A 3,985-nucleotide genomic window follows, 5' to 3' on the forward strand; every position below is an offset into this window, starting at 1 on the left:
CAAGCAGGGCGCCGTTGAGCGAGTGTCTTTCCGGATGGGCGAAGACGATCAGAACATTCATGAGCGGACTCTCATTGCGTGGAAAATTTCGTTTCCCAACGAGATTACGCGTTAGGCTATTCTTATCCCATATGGCGATAGAGGAAGGGAGAATGCCGAAATATGGAACAATCGCCAATCTCACTGGAGCGGATGCGGACCTTCGTGCGCGTTGCCGAACGTGGCAATCTGGCGGCCGTCGCCCGTGAAACCGGCGCTGGGCAATCGACGATCACGCGGCATCTGCGCGAGCTTGAAGAGGCTCTGGGTGTGTCGCTGCTGACGCGGACGACGCGCCGTACGGCGCTGACGGACGAAGGAACGCGCTATTACGCGCATTGCGTGCAGATCCTCTCCCTCGTCGAGCAGGCAAGTCAGGAGATGCGCGACACGCGGCAGGCAACGGCCGGGACGGTACGTATCTCCTGTACCGGCGCGTTGGGCGTCCTGCACGTCAGCCCGCTCATTTATGCCTTTCAAGACCAAAATCCGGGAATAAGGGTGGAATTCGGCCTGACGGACGAGCGGATCGATCTGGTGCGGGATGGGGTCGATATCGCCGTCCGTCTCGGTCCCCTGAGCGATTGTGCGATGAAACTGCGCACCCTGGGGGAGAGCGAGCGCCTGTTGGTCGCATCGCCCGAGTGGCTGCGTCGCAATGGTCCGGTGCGGCGAGTGGCGGACTTGCGTGACCGCGAAGGGGTGCGCATGTCGCGTGTGCATGGGTCGGATCGGCTGGTCCTGCGGAGCGTCAGGGGTAGAACCCATCTCGTGCCGTTTCATGGCCGTTTGATCGTCGATCATGGTTTGGCGGCGCGGGAGGCGTTTCTGGCGGGAAGGGGTTTCGGCCCGGCCCATCGTTGGCTGGTGGAAGACTGCCTGCAGGACGGTCGATTGGTGCCGCTTCTCCCAGACTACACGTTGCCGTCGGTGCCGCTGAGCATGCTGATCGCGCCTGAACGGACGACGCTGGCTAGGATCCGTCTCTGCGTGGAGTTCCTGGCCGAACGGGTCGGCGGGATACCAGGCATCAGCCGGTGATCGTCGGCGAATTGGTGCGGCTTTCCGCCTGCTTGCGCACGGAGGCCAACATGCGTCTGCGGATCAGTCCACTGACCGGACGGATGAGATACCAGTAGGGTGCGAAATGCCGTCGCGTCGTGGGCGTCGGACGACGCCCAGCTCGTCTTCGCGCAGCAGGACGAGGCCCGGTACCGTAATCTTGCGGCTGGCGGTGCCGGCACGATGGAGCAGCGCCAGCGCACGGCGGCCCAGACCCGCGAGGCCACGGCGGCGAAAGCCCGCGACGAGGCGAGCGTGCTGGCCGCGATCGAGGAAAAGGACGTGCTCGCGGCTCAGATCGCGCGTGCCAGGGGCAACCTGGCCCGCGCCGAAGGCGAGGAACAGCGGGCGGAACTGGATTTGTCCTATTGCACCATCCCGGCCCCGGTGGACGGTGTGGTCGGCGCGCGGGGCGTGCGCGTGGGCAACTACGTCAATCCCGGCAGCGCGCTGATGGCCGTCACGCCGGTCCAGGACGCCTTTGTGGTGGCCCATTTCCAGGAGACGCAACTCACGCATGTCGTGCCGGGTCAGAAGGCGACGGTCTGGGTGGATACCTTCCCCGGCCAGCCGCTCCATGCCCATGTCGACAGCATCCCGCCTGCCACCGGGGTCGCCTTCGCGCCGATCCAGCCCGATAATGCGACCGGCAACTTTACCAAGGTGGTCCAGCGTCTCCCGGTGCGCATCGTCTTCGATCCGGGGCAAGCTCTGGCGGCGCGGGTCAGGGTCGGCATGTCCGTCGAAGTCCGGATCGACACGGCGTCGCACCCCGAGGGCGCGAGGGCGGACGACCCCCGCTATGCGTGGCGGTGAGGGGCGGATCATGACCACTCTCCTCAACCGGCGCACGTTCGCACTGGCGGGCGCGCTCCTGCTCGGCGCCTGCACGGTCGGGCCGGACTATCACAAGCCCGATGTCGCAAGCGGGCCGCACTGGCATCGCGACATGGCGGACGCCGAAAGCCACCCGGTGGAAAGTGCGGCCGATCCGCAATGGTGGACGATCTATCGCGATCCGGTGCTGACTGCGCTCGAGCAGCAGGTCGCGGCCGCCAATCTGGACTTGAGGGCCAGCGCATACCGCCTGGCGGAAAGTATCGCCGAGCGGCGGATCGCAAGCGCTGCACAGTTCCCGCATATGGAGGGGAATGCCTCCTACGCCCGCGAGCGGGCCAGCACCAATGGCATCCTCGGCCTGCTCGGCACGCTGGAGCGCGCGGGCGCCGGCGATGTCGCCAGTGGCGCGCAGGGCTTCGGCCCCGTGGCCGTGCCGGGCACGGTCGGCAATCCGTCCTTCAACCTGCCGCAATACGGCATGAGCGCGTCGTGGGAAGTCGATCTCTGGGGCCATGTTCGGCGTCAGGTCGAGGCGGCCAACGCGGCCGTGCAGGCGACGCAGGACATGCAGCGCGACGTGCTGGTCTCGCTGATGGCCGAAACCGCGCAGGACTATCTCGATCTGCGCGGCGTGCAGGCGCAGATCGCCATCGTCGGTCGCAATATCGACACCGCGCGCCATAGTGTCGATTTGACGACGATGCGCTTCACTCAAGGCGCCTCCACGCAGCTCGACGTGGCGGATTCCCGCGGTCAGCTCAGCGAATTCCAGTCACGCCTGCCGATCTTGCGCGCTCAGGAAGTGCATCTGATCAACGCGCTGAGTTTTCTGGTAGCACGCGAGCCGGGAGCGCTCCGAACACAGCTCGGCACGCCTGCCGCGATCCCGCCGGTGCCCGATGCGGTGCCCGTCGGCCTGCCGTCGGAACTGGCGGAGCGTCGGCCGGATATTCGTATGGCCGAAGAGCAGTTGCATGTCGCCACCGCCAGCATCGGCGTGGCCGTGGCGGATTTCTTTCCGCGCGTTACGTTGTCCGGCAGCCTTGACGTGCAGGCGCTGCAATTCAGCGGGCTCGGCTCCTGGGCGTCCCGGCAGTACGGGTTCGGCCCGACCATGACGCTGCCGCTGTTCGAGGGCGGTCGCCTCACCGGGCAGTTGCGCCTGCGCCGGGCGCAGCAGAAGGAAGCGGCGATCATGCTCCAGCGCACGATCCTCAAGGCCTGGCAGGAGATCGACGACGCCATGGCCGATTTCTCCGCCCCGCAGCAGCAGCGTGAAGCGCCTCCCCGACGGCATCCCATAGCACGGTGACGGTGCGTTCCGCCCGGCTGCGCATGAGAGATTTGAGCTTGGAGAAGGCCATCTCGATCGGATTGAAGTCGGGGCTATAGGGCGGCAGGAACACCATCGTGGCCCCAGCCCGTTCGACGGCACGGCGTGCACCGGGCATACGATGGGCCGGCAGCTTGTCGAGGATGATGATGTCGCCCGGCCTCAGGGTCGGCACGAGCACTTGGCTGACATAGGTCTGGAACACGGCACCGTTCATGGCTCCGTCATGCACGAAGGGTGCCGTCAGACCGGTCGTGCGCAGCGCCCCGGTGAAGGTCGTGGTTTTCCAGTGGCCGTGCGGCACACCAGCGCGACACCGCTCTCCATGCAGGGCGCGTCCCCGCAGCCGGGCCACCTTGGTCGACAGGTTGGTCTCGTCGATAAATACCAGGCGCTCCGGGTCGAGATCGGGCTGGGCGTCGAACCAGTCCTCGCGCCGCTTCAGGACGTCGGTACGTTCCTGCTCCAGTGCGTGGGCGGTCTTTTTTTGAACGTCCAGCCACGTTGACGCAGCCAGCGGCTGAGCATGCTGCGCCCGATCTCGACCGCATGCTCTTCGCGCAGGCGCGCCGCCATCTCCAGCAGCGTGATGTCCCGGCGGGCTCTGTTGCAAATTCTCGAATAAGCGGCAGGGCCCCGGAGATTTCGGGCGTTCAGAATGTGTAAACTCCGAACTGCCTTTCGATCAGACGCACTTCTCCCACGACGCCC

2 protein-coding genes and 2 pseudogenes are annotated in these 3,985 nt (G+C 65.9%); 3 read left to right on the plus strand and 1 reads right to left on the minus strand.

Annotated elements, in window-relative coordinates:
• The first annotated feature begins 162 nt into the window (after positions 1–162).
• From HUK82_RS14950 to HUK82_RS14960, 3 genes and pseudogenes are all read left to right on the plus strand, one after another.
• Positions 163–1,080 carry a LysR family transcriptional regulator gene (locus tag HUK82_RS14950; RefSeq protein WP_176614712.1) on the plus strand — a complete coding sequence of 306 codons (918 nt, stop codon included), beginning with the start codon at positions 163–165 and terminating at the stop codon, positions 1,078–1,080.
• A 129-nt stretch (positions 1,081–1,209) separates the two neighbouring features.
• A pseudogene (locus tag HUK82_RS14955) lies at positions 1,210–1,917 on the plus strand (HlyD family secretion protein); the annotation flags it as partial.
• A 10-nt stretch (positions 1,918–1,927) separates the two neighbouring features.
• Positions 1,928–3,253: an efflux transporter outer membrane subunit gene (locus HUK82_RS14960; RefSeq protein WP_246495880.1), complete on the plus strand. Its 1,326-nt coding sequence runs from the start codon at positions 1,928–1,930 to the stop codon at positions 3,251–3,253.
• Here HUK82_RS14960 and HUK82_RS14965 read toward each other — a convergent pair.
• Positions 3,228–3,874 (minus strand): annotated as a pseudogene (locus HUK82_RS14965) (IS630 family transposase); the annotation flags it as partial. The gene HUK82_RS14960 and the pseudogene HUK82_RS14965 overlap by 26 nt on opposite strands.
• Positions 3,875–3,985 lie beyond the last annotated feature (111 nt).

This window comes from Ameyamaea chiangmaiensis (genome assembly GCF_013376175.1).
GTDB lineage: Bacteria > Pseudomonadota > Alphaproteobacteria > Acetobacterales > Acetobacteraceae > Ameyamaea > Ameyamaea chiangmaiensis.